This is a genomic window from Stenotrophomonas bentonitica, assembly GCF_002887735.1.
GTDB lineage: Bacteria > Pseudomonadota > Gammaproteobacteria > Xanthomonadales > Xanthomonadaceae > Stenotrophomonas > Stenotrophomonas bentonitica_A.
In genome coordinates this window covers 1-26,598 of the sequence record NZ_PKQP01000019.1, presented here as the reverse complement: position 1 = coordinate 26,598, position 26,598 = coordinate 1, and the positions used below count along the sequence as shown (strand labels likewise).

The window sequence follows — 26,598 nt, the reverse complement described above, 5'->3', positions numbered from 1 at the left end:
ATCATCAGGATCGGCGTCAGCCAGGCCCAGGGCAGCCAGCCGCGGGCCGGATCGGGCGAATACAGGGCAACGGGGGTCATGCAGGGCACCAGGTCGACGTGATCGTCGCTGCAAGGTGCCGTCCGCGCGGGGGGCGTGGCAACCGGTTTGCGACCAAGACACAGAAGCCGCCGATGAATCTCCCGGATCGCCGACGAAATGGCGCTGAGTCGTCGCCCGTGGTGTCCGCTTTGGGTGGCGGTTTCGTATGTTCGATGAAACACAGACAGCTGCCCAAGCAGCAGGAGTGTCGCGGAGGCGGACCACGGCCGCATCAGCGACACCGCGTCGATTCCCGAGCGTCTTTGGCAGCGCGGCTCGAACGAAAACACGAACGGGCTGCTGCGTCAGTAATTCCCGAAAGGCGTTGATCTGTCGAGCTTCTCCCAAGCCAAGCTCAACAGCGTGGCCAGGCAACTAAACGAGAGGCCACGCAAGACCCTGGACTTCCAGACACCAATCGAGCGATATCAACGAGCTTCCGCTTTCGGCCAATAGCAGACCTGCCGGACTCGCTGCACGGACTGAAGGTATGGCAGCAGTTGCTAACATTGCAGGCCACGCCTCCTGGAAGGAAGTCGCCCGCATGCCTTTGCCCCCGGCGTTTTGGCGAGTCGCCATGCTGACGGTCGTGGCCTTGCCAGTCTGGCCATTCGCTACCCTGTCAGCGGCGGAGCCGGATTATCAGACCAGCGCCTTCACCCACCCCATCAACCGTGCCAAAGACGCCCCTTTGGCAAGCCTGGGCAGCGATGGATTGCTTCGCTATGGCGTGTATACCGAGCGCGGTGGCGATCAGGCCCGCAACATCCTCCCGGACTTCTCCCGCGCCGGCTACCAGGGAGGCGGCGTCAGCCTGCCCACCCGCTCCAGCATTCCTGTCATCGAGATCCTTGAGCCATCCAGCGCGGAGGATGACTATCCCCGCATCCAGGCAGCGATCGATGCGGTCTCCCTACGTGCCACGGACAGCCGGGGCCTGCGCGGCGCGGTCCTGCTCCGTCGCGGCCACTACAGGGTGAGCAGGACGCTGACCATCCGTGCAGGCGGCGTGGTGCTGCGCGGTGAAGGGCGAGGTGCAGACGGCACGGTGGTCCGCTCCGAAATCAGCGATCGGCAGGGCAGAATTCTTGAAGTGGGCAGCAGCGAATCCGCGGTTCCCCGCGCCGCTCTGGATCCACGCCGTACCGCAATCACCATGGACTACGTCCCGGTGGGGGCGATGCGGATCAAGTTAACGTCCGCAGCCGGCTATCGCGTGGGCGATACGGTGTCGATCGCGAGGGAACCCAACGCGCGCTGGGTCGGCCCAGAGGGCATCGATACCGCGCGATACCGGTGGACGGCCAGCGACTATGCCATGTACAGCGAACGCGTCGTCACCGCGGTAGACCATGACACCATCACTCTCGATGCCCCGATCATGGATGCCATCGAGTCCCGCTTTGGTGGCGGCAGCATCTATCGCACGGATCCGATCCGCATCTCCCAAGTCGGCATCGAAGACCTCCGCCTTGAAGGTGACCCCGAGACCGGCACGGTCAACGGCACCGCCGATGCCGGCCCCTTTACCGCACTCCGCCTGGGTGCAACCCACAACTCATGGGTTCGCGATGTAACCGTGCGTTATGTATCGCATGGCTTCGTGACCCGTAATGGCGCGCAGTTCAATACCCTGCAGGACATCGCCTATCTCGACCCGAGGTATGGCGAGACCCAGGGCGCCCGCCGCTATGTGTTCCTGTACGAGGGCAACGCCGCCTTCAATCTGATCCAGCGCTGCTACAACCAGGGCGGCCGGCATACCTTCGTCATCGGTGCACGGGTGCCCGGCCCCAACGTGTTTCTGGACTGCCTGGCCGTGGGCGACAGCAACGACAGCGGCCCCCATCACCGCTGGTCCACTGGCACGCTGTACGACAACACCAAGGGATACATGCTGCGAGCGCAGAACCGCCGGTACAGCGGCACGGGACACGGGTGGGCAGGCGCACAGCAGATGTTCTGGAACACCGAGCACGACATCTACGTGGTCCAGGCGCCGCCCTTCGCGATGAACTGGAGCGTGGGACAGGTGGGCGCTATTGCACCCGGGAAATTCCCGCCGGAGGAGCCAGCGGGGATCGTGCAGTCGATGGGCCAGGTGGTGACACCTCGCAGCCTGTATCTGCAGCAGTTGCGTGATCGTCTGGGCGAACAGGCGGTGGTCAACATCACCACGGAAGCGCAACGTGACGGGCGCATCTGGGACAGCCTGGCCGATGGTGCGGGGGAATAGCGCTCATAGCGGAGAGCGCTGGCAGCCAACGCATTGACGATCAGCTCCGCGATAAGCGGCAGGTGGAGCGCACAACCAACAAAAAAGCCGCCGTTTCCGGAGGCTTTTTCGACTGAATCATGGTGGGCGGTACAAGGTTCGAACTTGTGACCCTTGCCGTGTGAAGGCAATGCTCTACCGCTGAGCTAACCGCCCGATGCTGCTGAGCCGCTCATTATAGGGCGGCAAATTTGGACGTCAACGGTTTCGCCGAAATTTCTTCACATCGTGTGCGTGGGCTTGTCCGCGGTCAGGATGCCGGCCAGCAGGGTCTCGATCCGGTGGCGGACGGTCTCCCCTTCTGCACCATCGGCCAGCTGTACGCCGATGCCTGCCGCGCGGTTGCCCTGGGCCCCGGCGGGGGTCACCCAGATCACCTTGCCGGCCACCGGCAGGCGCTCGCCGGAGTCCGGCAGGGTGAGCAGCAGGAACACCTCATCGCCCAGGAAGTAGCGCTTGGGCGTGGGCACGAAGATGCCGCCGTTCTTCACGAACGGCATGTAGGCGCTGTACAGCGCGGCCTTGTCCTTGACGGCAAGGGACAGGATGCCCTGTCGGGCGTTGGTGGCGCTCATGCTCTATTCCCCTTGGCGTGCCGTTCGTTGACCTTTCCCCAGGCCAGCAGCAGCTCAACCACCGCAAGATCGGCGCGCACCGTGGTGCGCAGCAGGTCGCGGGTGCGGTTGGCCGCATCGAACCAGGCGGCCAGCTTGTGCAATCGATCAGGATCGGTCAAGCCACCGCCGGTGGCCTGGGCCAGGGCGAGATCGGCGGCGTGGCGCAGGCGCAGGGCGGCGTTGTCGTCGGCGGTCCAGCGCTGGGCCAGTTCCACCGCGCCGGCGCGGCCGGCGACGAGCGCTTCCAGATCCGTAGCGACCTGGCGGCGCAGGGCCAGGCCGTCCTCGCGCAGCCACTGGTCGGCCAGGCCGGGATGGCCACGCGCGGCGTCCAGCGCTTCGCGGGCGCTGGCCTCGCTGTGGCCCAGGGTCTGCAGCCAGGCGAGCGCTTCCTCGCGCGGCGGCAGCTTGAACTCCAGGCGCTGGCAGCGGCTGCGGATGGTGGCCGGCAGGCGGGCGGGGTCGGCGCTGATCAGCCACAGGTAACGGCCGGGCTGCGGCTCTTCCAAGGTCTTGAGCAGGGCGTTGCAGGCGGCGCGGTTGATGGCGTCGGCAGGATCGACGATCACCACCTGGGCCACGCCGTACTGGGGGGTCAGCGAGAGCTTCTGCGAGACCTCGCGGATCTGCTCGATCACGATTTCGGTGCGCAGCTTGTCGCCGGATTTGTTGGGAATGAACGAGATCCGCTGCAGGTCCGGGTGGGTCCCCGCGGCCAGCAGCTGGGCGCTGCGCTTGGCCGCGGCAGGTTCGCCCTGCCCCAGCACGTGCTCGGCCAGCCGCAGCGCGACGCCCAGCTTGCCCAGGCCGGCCGGGCCGCAGAACAGCAGGCCATGGCCGAGGCGACCGGCGTCGAGCGCGGCCACGGTCTGGTCATAGGCGCGCTGCTGCCAGGGGGAAAAGGGTTCAGCCACGTTCCGGCTCCTGTGCCAACCATGCATCCACGGCCGCCACCACCGCGCCGGCGACGCCGGCCTGGTCCTGGCTGGCATCGATCAGGCGGTAACGTGCGGGGTCCTCGCTGGAACGCTGGCGGAACACCGCGCGCACCCGCTGGAAGAAATCATCGTGCTCGCTTTCAATGCGGTCCGGCCACAGGTCGCGGCCGTTGGCGCGCGCACGGCCGACCGCTACGTCCACATCCAGCAGCAGGGTCAGGCCGGGCAGCAGGCCGACGGCGCGGCGCTCCAGATCGGCGATCCACGCCGGGTCCAGGCCGCGGCCACCGCCCTGGTAGGCGTAGCTGGAATCGGTGAAGCGGTCGCACAGCACATAGGCGCCGCGCTGCAGCGCCGGGGCGATCACCTGGCGCACGTGCTGGGCGCGGGCGGCGAACACCAGCAGCAGCTCGGCTTCGGCCGAGAGCGGCTCGGCGGCGATCTCCTCGTCCGGCTTGAGCACCAGCGCGCGGATGCGCTCGGCCAGCGCGGTGCCGCCGGGCTCGCGGGTCAGCACCACCTCATGCCCACGCGCCTGCAGGGCCTCGCGGATCGCGTTGATGGCGGTGGTCTTGCCGGCGCCCTCGCCCCCTTCCAGGCTGACGAAGTGCGGGTGCCGGTGCAGCGCGGGACTCATTGGGGGGCGGCCTCGTTGGTGCGTTTGCTGCGCAGTTGCTGCAGGTAGCGGGCAACGGCGGCGTTGTGGTCGGTGTAGTTGGCCGAGAAGATGTGCGCGCCACTGCCATCGCCCACGGCCACGAAGTACAGCGCGTCCCCCTTGGCTGGCTGCGCGGCGGCATGCAGCGCGTCACGCCCGGGCATGGCGATCGGGGTCGGGGTCAGGCCGGCGCGCGTGTACGTGTTGTACGGCGTATCGGTGGTGAGGTCGCGCTTGCGGATGTTGCCGTCGTAGCTGCTGCCGATGCCGTAGATCACGGTCGGGTCGGTCTGCAGCCGCATGCCGATCTTCAGGCGGCGCATGAACACCCCGGCGATCTGCGGGCGCTCGCTGGGCAGTGCGGTTTCCTTCTCGATGATCGAGGCGAGGATCAGCAGCTCATACGGCGAGTTCAGCGGCAGATCGTCCACGCGGCTGTCCCACGCGGCAGTGAGTTCTTTTTCCATCGCGGCATGCGCGCGCTTGAGCACGTCGATGTCGCTGTCACCGCGCTGGTAGACGTAGGTCTCGGGCAGGAAACGGCCTTCCGGGTGTTCGCCGGGGAAGCCGATCGCCTTCATCAGCGCGGCATCGTCCAGCGCATCGGTGGTGTGCACCAGCGGATCGGCGCGCTTGAGCGCAGCGCGCAGCTGCCGGATGTTCCAGCCTTCCACGATGGTGACGCGGTGCTGCAGGACGCGGCCCTGGCGCATGCGGGTCAGCAGCTCGCGCGGGGTCAGCGCCGGATCGAGCGCGTATTCACCCACCTTGAGCTTGCCGGCGGCATCGAGCTGGCGTGCCAGCAGCTGCCACTGGGTGTCGCTGCCTTCGTCCACGCCGGCCTGGCGCAGCTTGCCGAGCACGGTGCTGAAGCCGTCCCCCGAGGCGATCACCACGCTCTCCGCACTGGGGGTGACCGGCGCATCGGCGAACGCGCCCTGGCGATGCCAGAACCATGCGCCTGCGGCCGCGACCAGCAGGGCCAGCACCAGCAACACGGCCAGTACGGCCAGACATCCCCGTTTCGCACCCGCCATGGTCACCTCGAATCAAATTCTTCGCCGCGCAGCATACCGCGCGGGTACTGCACACCGCCAAACGGCTCAGGCATCGCTGCCCAGCGCCCGCAGCAGGCCACGGGCCTTGGCGCGGGTCTCGTCCAGTTCCTTGTCGGCCACCGAATCGACCACGATCCCGGCCCCGGTGCGGAAGTTGGCGGTATCGCCGGCCACTTCGGCGGTCCGGATCAGGATGTTCAGGTCCAGGTCGCCATCGCGGTTCAGCCAGCCGAACGCGCCGGTGTAGGCGCCGCGCGCGGTCTGCTCCAGCTCGGCGATGATCTGCATGCAGCGCACCTTGGGGCAGCCGGTGATGGTGCCGCCGGGGAAGGTCGCGGCGATCACCTGGCCGGGGCTGACGTCCTCGCGCAGGCGGCCACGCACGTTGCTGACGATGTGGTGCACGTGGGCGTAGCTCTCCACGGTCATCAGCTCATCCACCTCCACGCTGCCCGGCGCACAGATGCGGCCGAGGTCGTTGCGCTCCAGATCGATCAGCATCACGTGCTCGGCGCGCTCCTTGGGATGGCCGACCAGTTCCTGGATCCGCGCGGCATCGTCGTCGCCAGCGAAACGCGGGCGGGTGCCGGCGATCGGGCGGGTCTGCACGTCATCGCCATGCACCGAGACCAGGCGCTCGGGCGAAGAGCTGACCACCGCCCTGCCCTGCGCCATGAACAGCCCGGCGAACGGTGCGGGGTTGGCCACGCGCAGCTGCGCGTACAGCGCCTGTGGCGAGAGCGCCTCGGTGAACTGCGCGCTCCAGCGGCGGGACAGGTTCACCTGGAACACGTCACCCGCGCGCAGGTAATCGATCACCCTGCCGACGCCGTCGGTGAAGCGCGGTGGCGCGTCTTCGCCGATCGCCACCGGGGGCTGCCACGTCGGCAACGGGGCCAGCGCGGCGGCCGCGGCAAGGTCGTCCTGCAGGGTCTGCAGCAGCGCGGCCTGACCGCTCTCGCACACGGCATGGAACTGGCCGAGCACGCGATCGTGCAGCACGGCCGCCGGGCAGCGCAGCGCCAGCGCGGACGGCAGCCCATCGGCGCGCGCCGGCAAGGCCAGCACGTCTTCGATCTGCCCGGCCAGTTCGTAATCCAGCATCAGTGCCCAGCCACCGCGGAACGGCAGTGTCGTCTCCTCGCGCGGCAACCGCAGGGCGGCCCAGTGCGCGTCCAGCACGTCGAGGAAGCGGCCGTCATGCGCCACGCCATCGGCATCACGCACCACGCCGTCGGCGTGCAGCGCGAGCGCTTCGCCGCTGCCCATCAGCAGCAGGTCCCAGCGCCCCTGCGCGGTGCCCGAGGCGGTGGACTCCATCAGCAGCGGGTAGCGCTGCGGGGCCAGGCGCTGCAGGGCCAGCAGGTCGGTGGTGGCGGGCAGCGGAAGCGTCTGGAACATGACAGGACACCGGAAGGGCGCGCAGCGTGCGCGGGGGCCAGATACACCAAGGCCGCCATGATGGCGGCCCGGGTGGGAGTGCACGGAACGGGCGGTCAGACGCGCTTGAACACCAGCGTGCCGTTGGTGCCGCCGAAGCCGAAGCCGTTGGACATCACCACATCGACCTTGGCCTCGCGTGCGGTGTTGGGCACGTAATCCAGGTCGCAGCCCTCGCCCGCTTCATGCAGGTTGATGGTCGGCGGAATGATGTTGTCGCGCAGCGCCAGCACCGAGAAGATCGCTTCCACGCCGCCGGCCGCGCCGAGCAGGTGGCCGGTCATCGACTTGGTGGAGCTGACCATCATCTTGTAGGCGTGGTCACCGAAGGCGGTCTTCATGGCCATGGTTTCGCCCAGGTCGCCCAGCGGCGTGGAGGTGCCGTGCGCGTTGAGGTAACCGACCTGCTCCGGGGTCACGCCGGCGTCCTTCAACGCCATGGTCATGCAGCGTGCCGCGCCTTCGCCGTTCTCGCTCGGGGCGGTCATATGGTACGCATCCGAGCTGGCGCCGAAACCGGCCAGCTCGGCATAGATGCGCGCGCCACGCGCCTTGGCGTGTTCGTACTCTTCCAGGATCAGGATGCCGGCACCGTCGCCCAGCACGAAGCCGTCGCGTTCCTTGTCCCACGGGCGCGAGGCTTCCGCCGGTGCATCGTTGCGGGTGCTCATCGCCTTCATCGCGCAGAAGCCGCCCAGGGCGGTCGGCGAGGAGCCGCGCTCGGCACCACCGACCACCATCACGTCCGCATCGCCGTACTGGATCATGCGCATCGCGGTGCCGATGGAGTGGTTGGAGGTCGCGCAGGCGGAGACCGCCGAGAACGACGGACCCTTAAGGCCGGTGATGATGCTCAGCTGGCCCGGGAGCATGTTGATGATGGTCTTGGGCACGTAGAAGGGCGAGATCTTCTTGCCCTCGTGGAAATCGATGGTCTGCTCTTCGATGCCCAGCAGGCCGCCGATGCCCGCGCCAACGATGGCGCCGACGCGCTCGGCGTTGCCGTCGGTGATCTCCAGGCCCGAATCGTTCAAGGCCATGAAGGCGGCACCGAGGCCGTAATGAATGAACGGGTCCATCTTCTTGGCATCCTTGCCAGTGACCCGGAATTTGCCGAACTGTTCGTTGTCGGCGGTGATGTCGAAGTCCCTGACCTCACCTGCGATCTTGGTGGTGAAACGGTCTAGGTAGGACTGCGAAACGTTGGTCAGCGGACCGATGCCGGAACGGCCTTCGGTGATGCCCTTCCAACTGCTGGCCATATCATTGCCCAATGGCGAGACCATGCCCATGCCGGTAACGACGACGCGACGCTTCATTGCAGATTCTCCTGACCCGGGTGTTGCGGGTATCACGCGGTATAACGCTCAAAAGCACAGGGCCGCAAGCGCGGCCCCATGGGTTTGCCGCACGCGGTCGCAGCAATCGCCACGGCCGCGCGCGAGCCGCCTGACATCAAGCCTTGACGTGGGCGTTGATGTAGTCGATCGCAGCCTGCACGGTGCTGATCTTTTCGGCTTCTTCGTCCGGGATTTCGCACTCGAACTCTTCTTCCAGCGCCATCACCAGTTCAACGGTGTCCAGCGAGTCAGCGCCCAGGTCATCGACGAACGATGCGCTGTTGGTGACTTCCTCTTCCTTGACGCCAAGCTGTTCGACGACGATTTTCTTGACGCGTTCTTCGATGGTGCTCATTGGATATCGCTCCAGATGGAGTAGTGGTTCAAAAATGACGCCATCCGGTGAGGGATGACCGTGGGATAGTGTAGTGGAAACCAGCGACACCTTGCATTGCAGCAAAACATCAAACGGATCAACCACTTGCGGCGCACTCCTTGCGCCACATGCTTACGGCATGTACATGCCGCCGTTCACATGGAGGGTTTCGCCGGTGATGTAGCTGGCCGAAGGACCGGCCAGGAACGCCACCGCGTTGGCGATATCGGACGGCTCGCCGAGCCGCTCCAGGGCGATCGACTTGACCAGGCCGGTGCGCTGCTCTTCCGGCAGGGCCTTGGTCATGTCGGTGTCGATGAAGCCCGGCGCGACCACGTTGACCGTGATCCCGCGCGAGCCGATTTCCTTGGCCAGCGACTTGGAGAAGGCAATGATGCCGGCCTTGGCCGCGGCGTAGTTGGCCTGGCCGGCATTGCCGGTCACGCCGATCACCGAGGCGATGTTGATGATGCGGCCCTTGCGCGCCTTCATCATGCCGCGCATGACGGCCTTGGAGGTGCGGAAGACGCTGGTCAGGTTGGTGTCCAGGATCGCCTGCCAGTCTTCTTCCTTCATCCGCAGCAACAGATTGTCGCGGGTGATGCCGGCGTTGTTGACCAGGATGCTGATGGCGCCGAATTCCTTGGCGATGCCGTCCAGCACGGCCTCCAGCGCAGCAGCGTCGGTGACGTTCAGCGCGCGGCCGTGGCCACCCACGGCAGCCAGGCGCTCACCAATGGCGGCGGCACCGGCGTCGGTGGTGGCGGTGCCGATGACGGTCGCGCCCTGCGCGGCCAGTGCGTCGGCGATCGCGGCACCGATACCCCGGCTGGCGCCGGTGACCAGTGCGATTTCACCCTGAAGGGGCTTGCTCATCTCATTTCCTCGAACGGGATCGGCCTGGCCGGTCTGGCGCGAGGCCAGTCCAGCGCGGGCACGATCGGAAGACATCAGGCGGCCCAGGTCTCGCGGGCCGTCTCGAAATCGGCGGGCGTGGACAGTGTGCGCGCGTCCAGCGATTTGTCGATGCGTTTGATCAATCCGCTCAGCACCTTGCCCGGGCCACATTCGGCCACCCGGGTGACGCCGCGGGCGGCCAGTGCCTGCACGCAGCCGGTCCACTGGACAGGCAGGTACAGCTGCTGGACCAGCGCCTGGCGGATGGCGTCCACGCCGTCATGCACGCGGGCATCGACGTTCTGCACCACCGGCAGGGCCGGGGCGCGCCAGTCCAGGCCAGCCATGGTTTCAGCCAGGCGGTTGGCGGCTTCGCGCATCAGCGGGGTGTGCGAGGGCACGCTGACGGCGAGCTTGACGGCCTTGCGGACGCCCTTCTCGGCCAACAGGGCCAGCGCGCGGTCCACGGCGGCGGCGTCGCCACCGATGACGATCTGGCCGGGCGAGTTGTAGTTGGCCGGGACGACCACCTGGCTGCCGGCGGCCTGTTCGCAGACCTCTACGACGAGGGCGTCTTCCGCGCCGAGGACGGCGGCCATGGCCCCCACGCCGGTCGGGGCGGCTTCCTGCATCAACTGGCCGCGCAGTCGCACCAGATGGGCGCCGTCACGCAGCGAGAGCGCGCCGGCGGCGACCAGGGCGGTGTACTCGCCCAGGCTGTGGCCAGCCAGGACGGCCGGCTTGGCGCCGCCAACGGCGTTCCAGGCGTGCCAGACGCCGATGCTGGCCGCCAGCAGGGCCGGCTGGGTGTACTCGGTGCGGTTGAGCATTTCCTCCGGGCCGCCCTGGGAAAGGGCCCAGAGGTCGACACCGGCGCCGTCGGAGGCCTCGGTGAAGGCCTCGCGGATCTGCGGGTGCAGCTCGGCCAGTTCGGCCAGCATGCCCAGCGACTGCGAGCCCTGGCCCGGGAACACGAATGCGAGATTGGTATCGGTCACGCGATCATCCGCCTGCAAAAATCGAACGGCGAATGATAAAGGGGAACGTCGCCCTTCGTCTGTACTGCCGCGTATGTGGGCTCAGGTGAACAGCTGGAGGATGTCGAGGTCGCCGTCGCTGAAGAAGTCGATGCAGATCACGGCCAGCATCAGCACGCCCAGGGTCGTGGCGCCGTGGACGATCAGGATCGAGTGGGCCAGCGCGCGGGCCGAGCGGCCCATTTTCATGCTGTAACGGGCCAGCCCCTGGAGGCGACCGGTGACATCGTGGGCATGGGCGAGGACCGGCGCTTCGGCGCCGTCCATGGCCTGCGCCATCAGGCTCTGCAGCTGCTGCGGCCGATCTTCGTAGTACTTGGCCACGCCGTAGCCGAACATCAGCCAGTCGCGGGCCTGGGCCTGGGCGAGGGCGTTCATCGCCGCGGACACCAGGCGGTCGCGGCCGGCATCGTCGGCTTCGCGCAGGCAGGTGTTGAACGAGGAACCGTTGTCGCCCAGCACGAGGGCGGCGTGGCCGCTGCCGATCACGCTGGGGACGTTGACGCCCTGGGCCTGCAGTTCGGCCAGGCGGCGGGCTTCGGTTTCGCGGGCGGCATCGCCCCCGCGGTGCGGTGGTGGGCGCAGGGCATCAAGCTGGAAGCGGCGGGCGATGAAGTTCAGCAGCCCCAGCGCGACCACGCGGCTTCCTTCGCCGTACTGCTTCAGCCAGGCGCGCTGCCCTTCGATGACGATGGGCTCAACCATGACAGTTCTCCTGAAATGCTTACGGCCCCGTAATGGGGCCGTAACGACAGCGTCACGTTGTCGTAACTGACACTATCAATAGCGCAGCAGAGCAGAACCCCACGTGAAGCCGCCGCCGAAGGCTTCCAGCAGCAGCAGCTGGCCGCGCTCCACACGGCCGGAGCGGACCGCGTGGTCCAGCGCCATCGGCACGGAGGCCGAGGACGTATTGCCGTGCTTGTCGACCGTCACCACCACCTGGTCCATGGACATCTCCAGGCGCTTGGCGGTGGCTTCGATGATGCGCAGGTTGGCCTGGTGCGGGATCAGCCAGTCCAGGTCGGCCTTGGTCAGCGCATTGGCTTCCAGGGTCTCATCGACGACCGAGTCCAGCGCCTTGACGGCGTACTTGAACACGTCGTTGCCCTTCATCAGGATCGCGCCGCGGGCATTGTCGCCCTCGCCGAAACCGGCCGAGACGCCCACCGGGTTCCACAGCAGTTCTTTCTTGCTGCCATCCGAATGCAGGTGGGTGCTGAGGATGCCGGTGTCTTCGTCGGCCTTGAGCACGACGGCGCCCGCGCCATCGCCGAACAGCACGCAGGTGGTGCGCTCGGTCCAGTCGACGATACGGGTCAGGGTTTCCGCACCGATGACCAGCACATGGCGTGCATCACCGGAACGAATGAATTTGTCGGCCACGCTCAACGCGAACACGAAGCCCGAACAGGCGGCGTTGACGTCGAAGGCGGGGCAACCGCTCGCACCGAGCTTGGCCTGGATCAGGCACGCGGTGGACGGGAAAATCAGGTCAGGCGTGGTGGTGCCCACCACGATCATGTCGAGCTGCGAAGCGTCGATACCGGCCGCTTCAAGCGCACGTACCGCGGCGTGGTAGCCGAGGTCGCTGGTGGTCTCGCCTTCGGCCGCAATGTGCCGTTCGCGGATACCAGTGCGCGATTGAATCCACTCATCGCTGGTGTCGACCATTTTCTCCAGATCCTGATTGGTCAACACTTTTTCGGGCAAATAACTACCGGTGCCCGCGATCCTCGAGTAGATCCGCTTGCTCATTGCATGTCCTGTAGCACGATCACCAAACGTGGTGATCGGGAAGAATGGGGTAAAGGCCGCCGCCCGACCGGGCAGCGGCCTTCACAAATCAATCTTCTTCGACGGCCGAGTTCGACTTGGTCGTGATCACCTTCTTGCCGCGGTAGAAACCGTCAGCGGTGATGTGGTGACGCAGGTGCACTTCACCGGTGGTCGGATCGGTGGACAGCTGCTTGGCGCTCAGGGCGTCATGCGCACGGCGCATACCGCGGCGGGACGGGGTGACACGGGATTTCTGCACAGCCATGGGATTGCTCCAAACTCGGTTCGTTTTGCTTCGTCGTATCGTCGCGCAGGACGCCAGCGCCCAGCACAGTTTTCGCTTTCGCCGCAGCCGCCGACGACAATCCGGCTGCTATTGTTTTTTCAGTGCCGCCAACGCCGCGAACGGATTGGCCTTGCTGATTTCTTCTTCGGTCGGTGCCCAGTCCTTGTCCACTGCCTCGCCATCGGGAGACAACGGCACGACGGGCACGGCCAGGACGAGTTCGTCCTCGACCAGTTCCAGCGGTCGCAGCATGCCGTCTTCGGGCACCAGCCACGGCTCCCAGCCTTCCGGCAGCGAGGATTCTTCCTCTTCGCTGCGGATCAGACCGAGCCGCTGCACCATCGAAACCGGCAACAGGAAACGCTGCAGGCTGCGCTGACAGATCAGCGGCAGCGCGGTGTCGATGGACAGTTCAACATAGGATACCCGCAGGATGTCGTCGTGCGCGAATTCCAGTGCATAGGTGCACTGACCTTCGGTATCGGCAACAAGGCCTTGCAGGCGGGTCAATTTCGCTAGATCCACCTGGCCATCGAAGCGCCTGCGCGCTGCGACCATCCGCCAAGCATCCAGCATTTCGGGCACGTTTGCGGACATAAGCCGCTGAATGTTAAGGATCGCCCGGGCTGCTGTCAAATGCCTGCGCAGTCAGGTTGCCGATCCCCGCCCCGAGGCGCCAGACTGCCGCCCTTCCGTGCCCGGTATTGTCGCATGACCCCACTGCTGCTTGCCTCCACCTCCCGCTACCGCCGTGAACTGCTGGAACGGCTTGGCCTGCCCCTGCAGACCGCCCGCCCCGAGGTGGATGAGACCCCCGCCCCCGGCGAGGCCCCACGGGCCGTGGCCGTACGGTTGGCGCAGGCCAAGGCACAGGCCGTGGCCCGCCTGCACCCGGGCCAGTGGGTGATCGGCTCGGACCAGGTGGCGGAACTGAACGGCGCCGCGCTGGGCAAGCCCGGCACGGTCGAGGGTGCGCAGGCGCAGCTGGCGGCGATGTCCGGCCAGGTGGTCGACTTCCACACGGCGGTGAGCCTGGTGCGCGACGGCGAGGTCCTGGCCGCCTGCGACCGGACCCGGGTCCATTTCCGCACGCTGGATCATGACGAAATCGTCCGCTACGTGGCCGCCGAGCAGCCGCTGGACTGCGCCGGCAGTTTCAAATGCGAGGGGCTGGGCATCACCTTGTTCGAGGCGATCGAGAACCGCGACCCGACCGCACTGATCGGCCTGCCGCTGATCGCCGTAAGCCAGCTGCTGCGCCAGGCCGGCTACACCCTGCCCTGAGCCTCAGCGCAGCTGCAGCGCTTCCAGGCAGCCGGCATCCAGCGGCCCGGTGGCCCAGCCGACCCAGTGCCCGGCCATCGGCATCGCCAGGCCCACCGGACGTCCCGCGCACTGCAGGACCAGCCGCGGCGCCGGGCTCCGGGCAGCGAACTCCACGCGCCACGCGGGTCCGCCCAGCAGGTTGCGCACGGCGACCACCGAGACAGCACTGAGCGGCACCGCCGAGGCGGTGGCCGCCGTGGGTTCGCCCTGCAGATAGCGCGTTTCCGGCCAGGCGAACATCGCGCTCCCGTGTGCGCGCAGGCTTGGCAGTGCCGCCTGCACTTCGCCGGGTACGCTCTCGCCATGGGTCTGGTCCGGATCGATCACGCCCGCCGCGGCCGCGGTGGCCGTCATGTTGGCCACGCGCTGCATGCTGGCGCCGAGGTAGGCCATCCACGCGGTGCTCGGCACGGCCACCAGGGCCAGCAGGAGCGCCCCCCAGACCACCGGCCGGGGGCGGCGCAGACCCACGCGGACCGTCGCCCACAGCAGCAGGCCGCACCAGAACAGCCACGACCACGGGACATACCGCGGTGCGGCCAGCTGCGTGGGGTAATCGGCGAAATAGGTCCAGCGGCTGAGCGCGACCAGCCCGCCCACGGCCAGCCCGAACCACGCCATCGCCAACGCCACCGACTCCCCGGCGCCGGCGCTGCGCCCGCGTTGCCAGCAGCAACGGGTCATTCCGAGCACTCCGCCCAGCCCAACCGCGCCCACCAGCAGATGCGGCCAGCGCGAGGTCATCACCGGGCCGAACAGCCACTGGTACCCGCTCGCCACCGAATGGACCGCGTCGCGCACGGGCGCGAACGGCAGTTGCTGTGCCGCCGCCGGATTCAGCGCAGGCCAGGCCAGGTAGATGAAGGGCGAGGCCAGCCAGCGCAGCAGCACGTCCAGCTGCGCCAATGGCGCAAGCGCCATCTGCGAGGGCATGCCGGTGCGGCCCATGCCCAGGTGCAGGCCAACCGCCACCATCAGCCCCAGCATCAACGGTACCCAGTGCGACAGCGGCGCACGGCGCACCACCAGCACCGCCGCCAGCCCGACGAACACCGCTACGCCGCTGCCGAACGAGAACGTCGCGGCGACACCGCACAGCGCCGCCAGCACCGCACCGCGGCGATCCCCACGCAGCAGCACGGCCACCCCGGCCATCAGCGCCGCGGTGATCAGATACGCATGCACCGACTCGTTGCCATGGGTGAGCGCGCGCTGGCTGCCGAGCCAGAAGATCGACAGCGCCCCGATCAGGGTCGCGGCCGCGCGTACCGGTGGCGCCAGCGCATCGGCCTTGATAATCCGGGCCAGCAGCCACACCGTGGCCAGGGCCAGCAGCACGCCCGTGCCGATCTGCAGCCACTGGTTGCCATGCAGCCAGGACAGCTCGGCATGGCGCACCAGGTTCGGCAGGATCTCGCGGTGGCCGTTGTCCGAGACCAGCACGTTCGATGGCCACGGCATCTCCAGCAGCTTCTGGGTAAAGCGCCACGGATCGGCGTACAGCACGCGCGGCGCGAGCCACAGCATCGCCGCCACGCCCACCGCGACGACCGCCGCCACCGCCAGCCACAGCAGGCGCGTCAGCGCGGGCGGCACCGGCGCGGAGACCGGACGGGACACCGGCACGGAAGCCGTTTCCGGCGAGGCATTGCGCATGAGGGTGTCATCCATGAAAAAACACGCGCACTCAGCGCGCGGGGACGGTGAAGGCCTGTTCCTGCCACTGCTCCACGCTGCCATCCTTGCCGTACAGCGTCATGCCCAGCCAATGGCGACCGGGCGCGAGGTGAGCGGTGTTCAGCGTGGCATCGAAGGCCACGTTGGGATGCTGCGGATCGGTGGAGATCTTCCAGGCGCTGGTGATGTCGTAGGCGCGCCCGTAGACCGCATCGCCGACCGGCTTCCCATCGACAAACAGCTGGACGCGTTCGATGCCGGCACCGTCCTTGAAGGCCCAGCCGCGCACATCCAGCGTGTCGCCCACCTTGGCATCCGGCTGCGGCGCATCCACCCAGGCCATCGCCGGGGTGACGCAGGGCCCGTCCACCCGCCCGGCAGGCAGCTTGAACAGCAGGAAGCGCTGATAGCCATGATCGTTGCTGACCACGCGCGGCGGCGGCAGCGGGCCCACCTGGCCGCAGACCGCGTGATAGCGCTCCAGCAGATCGCGATAGCGCTGGTCGCTGGGGGACAGCACCAGCAGCATCGGCGTGTCGCGCTGACCATCGTGCAGCAACCCCCACAGCCCCAGCTGCGCACTGCGGCCGTGTTTGTCGTTCAACGGATGGCGCAGCACCTCGATCGAGGGATCACGCAACTGGAAGCCCAGTTCCGCGCCGACCTTGAAGTTGCCGGCCAGCACGCGCGTGCCCGGTGGCATGCCCTTCAATTCTTGGCGCACGGCGCCTGCCAGGGGTTCCCAGCCGGCGAAGTTGCGCGGGTAATACTTGTAGCCGGCCAGCTGCTCGCGCACGCTCGGCACGGACGCCATCAGGTAATAGCCGAAGGCCAGTGCCAACCCGGCACCGGCCAGCCACCAGCCGGTGCGGCGCAGCCAGCGCGGCCAGCCATTGAGCACGACCGGCACCGCGATGAGCAATGCGAGATAGCCCGGCAACGGCCAGTGGAAACTGATGCGCTCCACATCGGTGAAGAAGCCCAGGGCGAAGATGGACAGGGTCGATACCGCGCCGATCAGACCGAAATACCGCCACTGGGCGCGTGCGCCTCCACCGGAGCGGGTACCGGCCAGGGCCACCTTCCACATCGCGATGCACAGGATCGGGGTGACCAGCATCGGCTGGATCACCAGGAACCACAGCCCGCTCCACTCGAACGCCCACGGGTGGCGCTCGACCACCTGGAATTTCAGGCCGGCATCATGGTTGTCGGCATTCCACGACAGCAGCGGCAGCCACGCCACCACACCGACCGTCAGGGCCACCCATACGCGCGGATCGCGCAGCATGCGCCGGCCCTGCGGCAGCACCAGCAGCGCGATGAAGCCGACCACGATCACCCCGATGAAGCGGTAATGGCTGAGTGCGCCGATCGCCAGGCCTGCGGCCAGCTTCACCGCCGCCGCCGCATCCACGTTGCGCAGCAGGCGTGCACCGGCGTCCAGGCACAGCACGGCGGCCAGCGCCATCGGCACATCCGGCACGGCCAGCATGCCCAGCGTGGCTGACAGCGGCATCAGCAGGGTCAGGCTGCCGGCCTGCCAACCGGCCACCGCGCCGAACCAGCGCGTGGCGATCCGCGAGACCAGCCATGGCAGCCACGCACCGATCGCCAGGAACGGCAGGCGCAGCGCGAGCACATGGTTGCCGCCCACTTCCACGCCCAGGCGCGCCAGCCATGCGGTCAGCCCGGGCAGGTCCGAATAGGCCGCCGCCAGGTGCTGGCCTTCCTGCCAGTAAAAAGCTTCGTCCACGAACAAGGGCAGACGTGCGGCCACCACCAGCTTGACGGCGGTGACCAGCGTCCACAACAACAGGAATATGGTGCGTGCGCGTTGTTCGCCCTGCATTGCTCTATAGAATCAGTGGAATCATCGATACGAGACGGACATGGATCATTCGCCCCCCGTGCCAGCCATGCTAACCGATGTACTGCGACAGTCTCTCCGCGCCGCCCAGGATCAGGTCAACGGGCTGGTGCTGGGCAAGGCCCAGGAGGTACGACTGGCCTTCGTGGCGCTGCTCTCCGGCGGCCATCTGCTGATCGAGGATCTGCCCGGCCTGGGCAAGACCACCCTTGCCCACGCCATGGCATCCAGCCTCGGGCTGGGCTTCCAGCGGGTGCAGTTCACTTCCGACCTGCTGCCTGCCGATGTACTTGGCGTCTCCGTTTACGACGCCGGCAGCCGTCAGTTCCAGTTCCACCCCGGCCCGGTCTTCACCCATGTGCTGCTTGCCGATGAGATCAACCGCGCCCCGCCGCGCACCCAGAGTGCGCTGCTGGAGGCGATGGCCGAGCAGCAGGTGACCCTGGATGGCGTGACCCACCCGCTGCCGGACCCGTTCTTCGTCATCGCCACCCAGAACCCGGTCGACCTGTCCGGTACGTTCCCGTTGCCGGACTCGCAGCTGGACCGCTTCCTGCTGCGGTTGGCGCTGGGCTACCCCAATCCCGAATCCGAGCGCGAGCTGCTGCGCGGCACCGATCGCCGCCACCTGATCGCACAGGCCAACGCGCGGCTGAGCGAGGTGGAGGTGCGGACGCTGCGCGAGGCGGTCGGCCAGGTGCACGCCAGTGAAGCCTTGATCACCTACGTGCAGGCGCTGCTGGCCCGCAGCCGCCAGCACGCCGGGGTGCGCGTCGGCCTGTCACCGCGCGCGGGCCTGGCATTGCTGCGCGCCGCCAAGGCGCATGCCCTGCTGCTGGGCCGCGCACATGTCGTGCCTGAAGACGTGCAGACCCTGTTCGTTGCGGTGGCCGGGCATCGGCTGGTGCCGGAGGCAGAAGCCGGCAATGGGCCGGCATTGGCCCGCGCCATCCTCCAGACCGTGCAGGTCGACTGAGATGCGCCGCGGCTGGGGAGCCCGCTGGCAGCACCTGCAGCATCTGGCGCGACCGCGCCGACCGGAGCACCTGCCCAGCCGGTTCGACCGGCGCCGCATCTATGTGCTGCCGACGCGCTTCGGTCTGTTCGTCGCCGCGCTGCTCTCGGCGATGCTGCTCGGTGCATTGAACTACAACAACAACCCTGCCCTGTTGTTGGCGCTGCTGCTGGCCACGGTCAGCATCGCCAGTGCGATCAGCGCCCACCTGCAGTTGTCCGCGTTGCAGGTGGATGCGGTATCCGCCGAACCGGTCGCCGCAGGCGCGCCGCTGCGGCTGCGCATCAGCCTGTCGCGCACCGATACCCGCGCGCGTCGCGGCCTGCACGTGGAGCACGACGGCGTGGCAGCGTTCGGGCACCTGGTGGACAGCGACCAGATCGAAGTGGATCTCGACCTGCCCACGCATCAGCGCGGCTGGTTCGATCTCTCCCGGATCCGCATCGCCACCACACAGCCACTGGGCCTGGTACGCGCCTGGTCGTGGGTGTGGCCGGAGACACCCTTGCTGGTCTATGCCGCACCGGAAGCGCACGCCCCTGCATTGCCCGAGAGCGGCGGCGATCCGCTGCATACCCGTGTGCATGCCAGCGGCGACGAGCTGCATCAGCTGCGTCCGTATCGCCCCGGCGACCCGACGCGCAGCATCGCGTGGAAGCACTCTGCGCGGCGCGACACCCTACTGGTGCGCGAGTACGAAAAGCCGATCGGCGTGGAGGTCGTGCTGGACTGGTGGCGCCTGGCCCCGCTGGGCACCGAGGCGCGGATCGCGCGCCTGGCGCGCTGGGTCGACCTGGCCGAACGCGAAGGGCGCCGCTACACCCTCACGCTGCCCGGCCAGCCGGTGCTCGGCCCCGGCAATGGCAGTGCCCATCACCATCTGTGTCAGCGCGCGTTGGCGCTGTTGCCCCATGACTGACCGCCCCGTCGCCCCGCTCAGTCCCGGTGCGCGCTACTGGACCCTGGCCAGTGCGGCCCTGGGCCTGTTGCCGCTGCTGCTGCAGCTGCCCACCGTGCTGGCGGCCGTCATCGCCGGCGTTGCACTGCTGACCGCCCTGGCTTCGCGCCAGCGGCTGCTGCCGGGGGCACTGCGCCTGCTGCTGGTGCTCGCCATGCTGGGCGCCATCTACTGGCAGATGGGCCCGCGCCCGGGCCGCGATACCGGCTGCGCGCTGCTGGCGGCGATGCTCGCGTTGAAATCCAGCGAGCTGCGCAGCCTGCGCGATGCCCGCAGCCTGGTCGGCTTCGGGTTGTTCGGCCCGTTCGCGGCGTTCCTGCTCGACCAAGGACCGCTGACGATGACATTGGCGGTACTGGCCGGCCTGGTCGCATTGCTCGCGTTGCAGCGGCTGGCGCACCTGGAGGGCCAGGCACCGCCGGCGCCGCTCAAACGCCAGCTGCGCGGGATCGGCCGGCTGGTCATGCTCGGCCTGCCATTGGCGCTGGCCGGTTTCTGGCTGTTCCCGCGGTTGAGTGAACCCCTGTGGGGCATCCCCGATCGCGCGGTCGGCAAGCCCGGCCTGTCCGACACGATGGAGCCCGGGCAGTGGCTGGATCTGATGGCCGATGACACCCCGGCGCTGCGCGTGCAGTTTTTTGGCGCGGTTCCGGAACCGCAGCAGCGCTACTGGCGCGGCCCGGTGCTCAGCCTGTTCGACGGCAAACGCTGGGAACAGGACAGGCATCTGATCGAGCGCGCGCCCGCCGCGGTGACCCACGCCAGTACACAGTGGGAGTACCAGATCGACTATGAGCCGACCGACCGCCGCCAGCTGGTCGCGCTGGATCTGCCGTTGCAGGCCCCTGCCGGCAGCGATCTGGATGCCAACCACAGCCTGCGCAGCCACGCAGCACTGAATGTCCTGACCCGCTGGCGACTGCGTTCCGCCCCGGCCGTGGCCTACACCGACGCATTGACGCCTTACGAGCGTCGCCTTGCGCTGCAGCTGCCCGACGGCGTGAATCCGCGCACGGCGGTGCTGGCGCGGCAGTGGCGGCAGGAGGCTGGCAGCAACGATGCGGCGATCGTGCAGCGCGCGCTCGAGTGGGTACGTGCGCGCTTCGTCTACACCCTGGACACGCCCGAGCCGGGCCGCGATGGCGTGGACGAGTTCCTGTTCGACCAGCAGGCCGGCTTCTGCCAGCACTTCAGCTCATCGTTCGTTGTGTTGATGCGCAACGCCGGCATCCCGGCGCGGGTCGTGACCGGCTTCGCCGGTGGCGTCCACAATCCCTATGGTGACTACTGGGTGCTGCGCCGGATGGATGCCCATGCCTGGGCCGAGGTCTGGCTGCCCGGGCGCGGCTGGGTGCGGGTCGACCCGACCGCGGCCGTCGCCCCCGAACGCATCTACGACACGATCGACGACCGGCTGGCGGCGGGCGACGCCGGTGCGATGCTCAACAGCCGTTGGCTGCAGTTCGGGCAGATGGGGGACTGGCTGCGCCGGGGCTGGAACGACCTGATCCTGTCCTTCGATGCCAACCGCCAGCAACGGCTTCTTGAACCGTTTGGTTTCGAGCGCCTGGATCCGACCCGACTGGTGGGAATTTTCACTGTCTTCGCGCTGGCCGCGCTAGGGTGGATGGCGTGGTTGCTGGCCCGGGGCGAACGCGAACGCGACCCGCTGCTGCGGGCCTGGCACCGGCTGGGACGCCGCTATGCACGCCATGGGTTGGAACGCGCCAGCGCCGAACCGGCCAGCGAGTGGGCCCGCCGGGTGGATCGGCAACGGCCCGATCCGGCGTTGTTGTCGCTCAGCGCGCGTTTCGTCCAGGCGCGCTACGCTGGCGCTGACGTCGACCTCACTTCATTATTGCGCGACCTGCGCAGGCATCGCCCGACCTCCGGAGCATCCCCATGAAGATTCAAATCCTGCTTCCCCTTGCTGCCTCTCTGGCATTGGCTGCCTGCGCCACCGCGCCCAAGCCGCTGCAGGGGCAGTTCAGTATGGTCAGCCCGCGTGACGCGGTTCCCACCCAGCAGGTGGGCACTCCGGTGCGTTGGGGTGGCCGCATCATCGAAACCAACCCGGGCCAGGGCCAGACCTGCTTCCAGATGATTTCGCGTCCGCTCAACGGCAGTGGCCGCCCGAGCACCACCTCGGCCGACGCCAGTGACGGTCGCTTCATCGCGTGCCGCGCCGGCTTCTACGATCCGGCGGTGTTCGAGCCGGGCCGGGACGTGACCTTCATCGGCAAGATCGGCGGCTACGAGAACACCCGTATCGGCGAGTACGACTATCGCCTGCCGAAGCTGGACGCCGATGTGATCTACCTGTGGCCGGAACAGCGCCAGGTCGACGTGGTGCCCGCCTACCCGTACGGCCCGTGGGGCCCGGGCTGGGGTCCGGGCTGGGGCTACCGCGGCTGGGGCTGGTGGTAAGCCCGGAGGTGGCGCGTCCCCGTCGCTGATGCGGACGCGCTGAAAAAAACGCCGCCTTCGGGCGGCGTTTTTTGTTGCCCCGGCCCGCTCAGCCGTTCGGCGTGCCGAAGTGACCCAGCTGCGCGCCGGCCAGCAGGTGCAGGTGGATATGGAACACGGTCTGCCCGGCGTGCTCGCGGCAGTTCATGACGATACGGTAGCCGTCCTGCGCGAACCCTTCGCGGCGGGCGTACTCGGCGGCGGCCATGGCCAGCTTGCCGATCAGGTGCGCCTGGTCCGGCCGCACGTCATCCAGGGTCGGGATCGCTTCGTGCTTGGGAATGAACAACACGTGCACCGGCGCCTGCGGCGCGATGTCCTTGAAGCCGAGCACCTCCTCGTCTTCGTAGACGATGGTGGCGGGAATTTCGCGGCGGATGATCTTGCCGAACAGGGTGTCGTGGCTCATGAGGGCACCTCGTGTAACAGGGCCTTGGAGAGTAGCGCGGATGCACGCCCGGTTTCGATCACCGGCGCGGGTTGCGCGGGATCATTCCTGCACTTCGGTACGCGTACCGAAGGCGTGCGACAGCGTGCCGCGATCCACGTATTCCAGCTCGCCGCCCAGCGGCAGGCCCTGCGCCAACCGGCTCGGGCGGACCTTGTGGCTGCGCGCCATCTGGGCCAGGTAATGCGCGGTCGCTTCGCCTTCCACGGTGGCACTGGTGGCGATGATCAACTCGGTCACTTCGCCTTGCTTCAGGCGGGCCTCCAGCTGATCCAGGCCCAGCTCGCGCGGACCGATGCCGTCCAGCGGTGACAGCCGCCCCTGCAGCACGAAATAGACCCCGCGGTAGCCGGTAGCCGTTTCGATCGCCAGGCGATCGGCCGGTGATTCCACCGCACACAGCTGCTGGCGCTCGCGGCTGCCGTTGGCGCAGACCGCACAGACCTCGGTCTCGCTGAAATCCCGGCACTGCGCGCAATGCCCGATCCGCTCGATCGCCTTGGCCAGCACCTCGGCCAGCTTCTGGCCGCCCTCGCGCTCACGTTCGAGCACGTGGTAGGCCATGCGCTGGGCGGTCTTCTGGCCCACGCCCGGCAACACGCGGAAGGCCTCGATCAATTGTTCGAGCAGGGGCAGGCTCATGGCGGATCGCTCATCTCAGAAACAAGCGCGCGAAGCCCGGAGGCTTCGCGGCGCGGTCACCACCGTCGCCAGGCCTCGACCCGGCGCAGACGTGGCTCAGAACGGCAGCTTCATGCCCGGGGGCAGCTGCATGCCAGCGGTCGCCGAACCCATGCGGTTCTTCGACTCGGCATCGATCTTGTTGGAGGCATCGTTGAACGCTGCGGCCACCAGGTCTTCGGTCATTTCCGCATCGGAGAGCACCGACGGATCAATGCGCACCTTGCGGCATTCCTTGGTGCCGGTCAGGGTCACGCTGACCATGCCGCCGCCGGCGCTGCCGGTGACTTCCAGCTTGGCGAGGTCTTCCTGGGCCTTCTGCAGGTTTTCCTGCATCTTCTGGGCCTGCTGCATCAGTTGGGCGATATTGCCGCGCATGGTTCTTTACTCTTCAAAAGGACGAATGGAATCGGCCACGACCCGGGCACCGTGTTGCTGGATCAGCAACTGCACCGACGGGTCGGCCATGAAAGCGGCTTCCGCCGCCGTTTGGCGTTCGCCACGCTGGCGGTCAGCGCGCTGATGCAGGGTCTCGGCACCAGCCGCGCCGGTATCGATCACCAGACGCGAAGCCTGCCCTAGGGGGCCAGTCAATGCCGCAATCAGCGCCGCCTGCGAGCGGTCCGAACTCAAGTACTCAAATCCGGGCGAAATCGCCAGTTTCAAGACACCGTGCTGGTAGCTGATGAACGCCGAGTGGGCCGCCAGCTGCTTGGACGGGCCATTGAGCTGGCTGCCGGCGACCAGTTCCAGCCAGGCATCGGCGGTCAGCTCAGCGCTCGCCCCTGACGGCGCGGCGTCGGCCACTGAGGGTGCGATGGCGATACCCTCCGGGCGAGCCACCGGGGCGGGGGCTTCCCGCACAGGCGCGGGAGCAGCCGGTGCCACGGTCCGCTCGGGCGGCGCTTCCCATGGAGCGACCATGGCCGCATCCGGGGTCGCCATTTCAGCAGCCAGCGCTTCGTCGCGATCGGCCGCATCGTTCTCCTGATGCCACGGCGGCAGATCGTCGTCAGCAGCGGGGGCAGGCGCGTTCGGCCTGGCCGGCTTGACCGGTTTGACCGGCTCGGCGGCTGTCGGGGCGGGAGCAACCTGTTTCAGCGGCGGGGCTGCGGCCTCGGGGGGCGCGACGACCGGGGCGGCGGCCGGCGCCTCAGGCGCCACCGGGGCTGCCTGAGCGACGGGCGCGCTGGCCTTGGCGGGCGCCACGGACGGAGCCGGAGCCGGAGCCGGAGCCGAAGCCGCTGCCGCAGCGGCCATGCCGGCGCCCTGGCCACTGGCCTGGCCGCCACTGTTCACTTCGGTACCTGTGCCCGGATCGCGGGGCACGGGCGGGACGGCCGATGCCGGGCGGAACGCCAGCATGCGCAGCACCGCCATCTCGAATCCAGCACGCGGGCTTGGGGCCAGGTGCAGGTCACGGCGACCGCCCAGGGCCATCTGGTACCAGAGCTGCACCACTTCCGGACGCAGGCGCTGGGCGAAGGCCTCGGCATCGATCCCCTCGCCCGCCGTCGCGGCGCCCGGCACCAGCTGCTGCACCTGGATCCGGTGCAGGGCTTCGGCCAGGGCGTCGAGCACCCCACTCCAGTCCGGCGAGAACTCGGCCAGCAGGGCCACGGTCTGCAGCAGGCGCGGACCATCACCATCGGCCAGCGCATCCAGCATCGCCGCCACCTGGGTGCGGTCCACCGTGCCCAGCATCGCGCGCACCACATCCTCGCGCAGCGCACCGCCGGCATAGGCGATCGCCTGATCCAGCAACGACAGGCCATCACGCAGGCTGCCATCGGCGGCCTTGGCCAGCTGCACGATCGCAGTCGGATCGGACTCGATCTCCTCGGCGGCCAGGATCTTGGTCATCTGGCCTTGGATCTGTTCCTCGTCCAACCGCTTCAGGTTGAACTGCAGGCAGCGCGAAAGGACCGTCACCGGCAGCTTCTGCGGATCGGTGGTGGCCAGCAGGAACTTCACGTGCTCCGGCGGCTCTTCCAGCGTCTTGAGCAGCGCATTGAACGCCGCCTTGGACAGCATGTGCACTTCGTCGATCAGGTAGACCTTGTACTTGCCCCGGGAGGGCATGTACTGGGCGTTCTCGATCACCTCGCGGACATCATCCACACCGGTATTGGACGCGGCATCGATCTCGAGCAGATCGATGTAACGGCCGGAGTCGATATCCAGGCAGGCCGGGCACTGGCCGCATGGATCGGCGCTGGTGCCCTGCTCGCAGTTCAGCGACTTGGCGAAAATACGGGCAATGGTGGTCTTGCCGACCCCGCGGGTGCCGGTAAACAGGAACGCATGGTGCACCCGGCCGCTGTCCAGCGCATTGCTGAGCGCACGGACCACGTGTTCCTGGCCCACCAGCTCGGCAAAACGCTTCGGACGCCACTTGCGGGCAAGGACGAGATAGGACATCAGGCCACCGTCTTCATCGGGACGACCATTGTGCCACGCCTGTCCAGCCCCCCTGCCCCCGTGACGAACCGCTTGTGCGATTCCGATTCCCCCGCTAGAATCTGCGCCCCTGCAGCGGGTTGTGTGCGGCAGGTCCGGAGAGGTGTCCGAGTGGTTGAAGGAGCACGCCTGGAAAGTGTGTAAGCGTCTAAACCGCGCTTCGGGGGTTCGAATCCCCCTCTCTCCGCCAGACAAACGCAAAAGGCCGCCCCTCGGGGCGGCCTTTTGCGTTTCTCACGTTCGTCATTCATCCGGCTCCGGTAGCAGTGCGCGAAACCATGGAGAGGGGGATGAGAACCCCCGACCGGGGGTTCGACGGATTCGCCAGGAGCGAATCCGGACAGCCGAACGGCTGTCCCTGGAGCGCATCCGCGCGGAAGGGCTGGGTGCATGGATGCACCCAGCAATCCCAATGAAGCGGCAAGCCTGCATCCGAAGCCGACCACCCCAACGCGGAGCATGCCAAAGTCCCCCCATGCCCACCCTGCGCCCCTACACCCCAACAGACGCCCCCGCCTGCCTGGCACTGTTCGACACCACCGTGCCGCGTTACTTCGCCCCACACGAACGCCACGACTTCGCCAACTATCTACTTCACCCAGACCGCGCCCACGACTATCTGGTCATCGAGCACAACGGCCACATCGTCGCCTGCGGCGGCCTCGCCCTGGACAACGAGCACACGGCGGCCTTCTGCTGGGGCATGGTCGATAACGCCCAACATCGCCAAGGCCTGGGCAAGCAGCTCTCCCACGCACGCCTTGCCCACGCAAAAGCGCTAGGCGCCCAGCGCGTCACGCTCAGCACCAGCCAGCACACGCAGGATTTCTACGCCGGACTCGGCTTCGCCGTCACCCACATCACCCCCGATGGGCACGGCCCCGGGCTGGATGCGGTGGAGATGGTGCTCGAACT

27 protein-coding genes, 2 tRNA genes and 1 pseudogene are annotated in these 26,598 nt (G+C 67.8%); 9 read left to right on the top strand and 21 right to left on the bottom strand.

From position 1 onward, the window contains the following. A partial coding sequence (locus C0R07_RS20080) for a hypothetical protein (RefSeq protein WP_146027647.1) occupies positions 1-371 on the bottom strand: 371 nt, incomplete at its 3' end. On the opposite strand from C0R07_RS20080, the pseudogene C0R07_RS19280 reads away from it, so the two are divergent. Further along, positions 334-537, top strand: a pseudogene (locus C0R07_RS19280) (transposase); the annotation flags it as partial. The gene C0R07_RS20080 and the pseudogene C0R07_RS19280 overlap by 38 nt on opposite strands. A 121-nt stretch (positions 538-658) precedes the next feature. Then, positions 659-2,317: a hypothetical protein gene (locus tag C0R07_RS19275; RefSeq protein WP_102789674.1), complete on the top strand. Its 1,659-nt coding sequence runs from the start codon at positions 659-661 to the stop codon at positions 2,315-2,317. A 120-nt stretch (positions 2,318-2,437) separates the two neighbouring features. On the opposite strand, the gene C0R07_RS19270 is transcribed toward C0R07_RS19275, so the two are convergent. The 14 genes from C0R07_RS19270 to C0R07_RS19205 all read right to left on the bottom strand — a co-directional run bounded on the left by C0R07_RS19270 (position 2,438) and on the right by C0R07_RS19205 (position 13,379). After that, positions 2,438-2,512: transfer RNA gene (locus C0R07_RS19270), tRNA-Val, on the bottom strand. Between the two features lie 65 nt (positions 2,513-2,577). After that, positions 2,578-2,931: a PilZ domain-containing protein gene (locus tag C0R07_RS19265; RefSeq protein WP_019185355.1), complete on the bottom strand. Its 354-nt coding sequence runs from the start codon at positions 2,929-2,931 to the stop codon at positions 2,578-2,580. Then, positions 2,928-3,887, bottom strand: a complete 960-nt coding sequence (locus C0R07_RS19260) for a DNA polymerase III subunit delta' (protein WP_019185354.1) — start codon at positions 3,885-3,887, stop codon at positions 2,928-2,930. The genes C0R07_RS19265 and C0R07_RS19260 overlap by 4 nt, the downstream gene beginning before the upstream one ends. Then, positions 3,880-4,548, bottom strand: a complete 669-nt coding sequence (tmk, locus tag C0R07_RS19255; protein ID WP_070471840.1) for a dTMP kinase — start codon at positions 4,546-4,548, stop codon at positions 3,880-3,882. Before tmk ends, C0R07_RS19260 begins: the two co-directional genes overlap by 8 nt. After that, positions 4,545-5,606, bottom strand: coding sequence for an endolytic transglycosylase MltG (gene mltG / locus C0R07_RS19250; protein ID WP_026070122.1), 1,062 nt, complete (start codon positions 5,604-5,606; stop codon positions 4,545-4,547). Before mltG ends, tmk begins: the two co-directional genes overlap by 4 nt. 66 nt (positions 5,607-5,672) lie before the next feature. Beyond that, on the bottom strand, positions 5,673-7,028 hold the full coding sequence (locus C0R07_RS19245) for an aminodeoxychorismate synthase component I (protein ID WP_019185351.1): 1,356 nt from the start codon (positions 7,026-7,028) through the stop codon (positions 5,673-5,675). A 95-nt stretch (positions 7,029-7,123) separates the two neighbouring features. Further along, positions 7,124-8,386: a beta-ketoacyl-ACP synthase II gene (fabF, locus tag C0R07_RS19240; protein ID WP_070426749.1), complete on the bottom strand. Its 1,263-nt coding sequence runs from the start codon at positions 8,384-8,386 to the stop codon at positions 7,124-7,126. A 136-nt stretch (positions 8,387-8,522) separates the two neighbouring features. Beyond that, positions 8,523-8,762 carry an acyl carrier protein gene (acpP, locus tag C0R07_RS19235; protein WP_017357544.1) on the bottom strand — a complete coding sequence of 80 codons (240 nt, stop codon included), beginning with the start codon at positions 8,760-8,762 and terminating at the stop codon, positions 8,523-8,525. Between the two features lie 153 nt (positions 8,763-8,915). Next, positions 8,916-9,659 (bottom strand): 3-oxoacyl-ACP reductase FabG, encoded by a 744-nt coding sequence (gene fabG, locus C0R07_RS19230; protein WP_070426748.1) that lies wholly within the window; start codon positions 9,657-9,659, stop codon positions 8,916-8,918. Positions 9,660-9,733: 74 nt separating this feature from the next. Continuing rightward, positions 9,734-10,678 carry an ACP S-malonyltransferase gene (gene fabD / locus C0R07_RS19225; RefSeq protein WP_026070121.1) on the bottom strand — a complete coding sequence of 315 codons (945 nt, stop codon included), beginning with the start codon at positions 10,676-10,678 and terminating at the stop codon, positions 9,734-9,736. Positions 10,679-10,759: 81 nt separating this feature from the next. Continuing rightward, positions 10,760-11,422: a serine/threonine protein phosphatase gene (locus C0R07_RS19220; RefSeq protein WP_102789673.1), complete on the bottom strand. Its 663-nt coding sequence runs from the start codon at positions 11,420-11,422 to the stop codon at positions 10,760-10,762. Positions 11,423-11,497: 75 nt separating this feature from the next. Then, the gene (locus tag C0R07_RS19215; protein WP_019185346.1) at positions 11,498-12,475 is read right to left on the bottom strand and encodes a beta-ketoacyl-ACP synthase III; all 978 of its coding nucleotides are present in this window, start codon (positions 12,473-12,475) and stop codon (positions 11,498-11,500) included. An 88-nt stretch (positions 12,476-12,563) separates the two neighbouring features. Continuing rightward, positions 12,564-12,761, bottom strand: a complete 198-nt coding sequence (gene rpmF, locus C0R07_RS19210; protein WP_017357626.1) for a 50S ribosomal protein L32 — start codon at positions 12,759-12,761, stop codon at positions 12,564-12,566. A 108-nt stretch (positions 12,762-12,869) separates the two neighbouring features. Further along, the gene (locus C0R07_RS19205) at positions 12,870-13,379 is read right to left on the bottom strand and encodes a YceD family protein (protein WP_019185345.1); all 510 of its coding nucleotides are present in this window, start codon (positions 13,377-13,379) and stop codon (positions 12,870-12,872) included. 114 nt (positions 13,380-13,493) lie between these two features. On the opposite strand from C0R07_RS19205, the gene C0R07_RS19200 reads away from it, so the two are divergent. After that, a complete protein-coding gene (locus C0R07_RS19200; protein ID WP_102789672.1) occupies positions 13,494-14,066 on the top strand; it encodes a Maf family protein in 573 nt (190 codons plus the stop codon). Positions 14,067-14,069: 3 nt separating this feature from the next. Here C0R07_RS19200 and C0R07_RS19195 read toward each other — a convergent pair whose 3' ends face one another. Next, a complete protein-coding gene (locus C0R07_RS19195) occupies positions 14,070-15,779 on the bottom strand; it encodes a hypothetical protein (RefSeq protein WP_146027646.1) in 1,710 nt (569 codons plus the stop codon). 16 nt (positions 15,780-15,795) lie between these two features. Beyond that, on the bottom strand, positions 15,796-17,637 hold the full coding sequence (locus C0R07_RS19190) for a glycosyltransferase family 39 protein (protein ID WP_070471839.1): 1,842 nt from the start codon (positions 17,635-17,637) through the stop codon (positions 15,796-15,798). A gap of 40 nt (positions 17,638-17,677) precedes the next feature. Here C0R07_RS19190 and C0R07_RS19185 point away from each other — a divergent pair, with 40 nt between their 5' ends. From C0R07_RS19185 to C0R07_RS19170, 4 genes are read left to right on the top strand one after another with little or no spacing between them, the layout of a single operon-like run. Further along, positions 17,678-18,631, top strand: a complete 954-nt coding sequence (locus C0R07_RS19185; protein WP_019185341.1) for an AAA family ATPase — start codon at positions 17,678-17,680, stop codon at positions 18,629-18,631. Between the two features lies 1 nt (position 18,632). Then, a complete protein-coding gene (locus tag C0R07_RS19180) occupies positions 18,633-19,589 on the top strand; it encodes a DUF58 domain-containing protein (protein ID WP_070471838.1) in 957 nt (318 codons plus the stop codon). Beyond that, entirely contained in the window at positions 19,582-21,534 is a 1,953-nt protein-coding gene (locus C0R07_RS19175; protein ID WP_102789670.1) for a transglutaminase TgpA family protein, read from the top strand. The genes C0R07_RS19180 and C0R07_RS19175 overlap by 8 nt, the downstream gene beginning before the upstream one ends. Continuing rightward, on the top strand, positions 21,531-22,055 hold the full coding sequence (locus tag C0R07_RS19170; RefSeq protein WP_019185338.1) for a Slp family lipoprotein: 525 nt from the start codon (positions 21,531-21,533) through the stop codon (positions 22,053-22,055). The genes C0R07_RS19175 and C0R07_RS19170 overlap by 4 nt, the downstream gene beginning before the upstream one ends. A gap of 88 nt (positions 22,056-22,143) precedes the next feature. Here the strand turns inward: C0R07_RS19170 and C0R07_RS19165 are convergent, their stop codons facing one another. The 4 genes from C0R07_RS19165 to dnaX form a co-directional block, all read right to left on the bottom strand. Beyond that, the gene (locus tag C0R07_RS19165; RefSeq protein ID WP_019185337.1) at positions 22,144-22,503 is read right to left on the bottom strand and encodes a histidine triad nucleotide-binding protein; all 360 of its coding nucleotides are present in this window, start codon (positions 22,501-22,503) and stop codon (positions 22,144-22,146) included. 81 nt (positions 22,504-22,584) lie between these two features. After that, positions 22,585-23,184 (bottom strand): recombination mediator RecR, encoded by a 600-nt coding sequence (gene recR, locus C0R07_RS19160; RefSeq protein WP_019185336.1) that lies wholly within the window; start codon positions 23,182-23,184, stop codon positions 22,585-22,587. A gap of 96 nt (positions 23,185-23,280) precedes the next feature. Continuing rightward, positions 23,281-23,601 carry a YbaB/EbfC family nucleoid-associated protein gene (locus C0R07_RS19155; RefSeq protein WP_019185335.1) on the bottom strand — a complete coding sequence of 107 codons (321 nt, stop codon included), beginning with the start codon at positions 23,599-23,601 and terminating at the stop codon, positions 23,281-23,283. Positions 23,602-23,607: 6 nt separating this feature from the next. Continuing rightward, positions 23,608-25,644 (bottom strand): DNA polymerase III subunit gamma/tau, encoded by a 2,037-nt coding sequence (gene dnaX, locus C0R07_RS19150; protein ID WP_102789669.1) that lies wholly within the window; start codon positions 25,642-25,644, stop codon positions 23,608-23,610. A 136-nt stretch (positions 25,645-25,780) separates the two neighbouring features. Between dnaX and C0R07_RS19145 the strand changes: the two genes are divergently transcribed. Both C0R07_RS19145 and C0R07_RS19140 read left to right on the top strand, forming a co-directional pair. After that, positions 25,781-25,873, top strand: a tRNA-Ser gene (locus C0R07_RS19145). Between the two features lie 285 nt (positions 25,874-26,158). Further along, positions 26,159-26,598: GNAT family N-acetyltransferase (locus C0R07_RS19140; protein WP_102789668.1), on the top strand; the 440-nt coding region annotated here is incomplete at its 3' end.